General features: G+C 60.6%; 1 protein-coding gene. It reads left to right on the top strand.

Annotation, left to right across the window (positions count from 1 at the left end):
- The coding region (locus AF337_RS03820; protein WP_152970884.1) for a hypothetical protein at window positions 1–216 on the top strand (216 nt) is incomplete at both ends.

The following is a 216-nucleotide window of genomic DNA, read 5'->3' as shown; positions in this document are numbered from 1 at the left end:
ACGGCGAGGAATCTGGAACGTTCACCAACAACGAGGGTCGGATCCAGAATGTTCGCAAATTCCGTGAGCCCGTTTTCGAGGCGCGAGGCAATCTGGCGATTGTCGACTTCGTCGCGGCGCTACGCAACCAGGCGCTGCGGCCATCGACGCAAGCCGAAATTTTCGACGAGATTGCCCGGCTGGTTCCGGCCTATCAGGGGTTGACGCAGGACGGGC

Origin of the sequence: Rhizobium ecuadorense, assembly GCF_001187535.1 — a bacterium.
Classification (GTDB): domain Bacteria; phylum Pseudomonadota; class Alphaproteobacteria; order Rhizobiales; family Rhizobiaceae; genus Rhizobium; species Rhizobium ecuadorense.
Note: the sequence above shows the minus strand (reverse complement) of the source record. Positions and strands in the feature narration are given on the sequence as shown.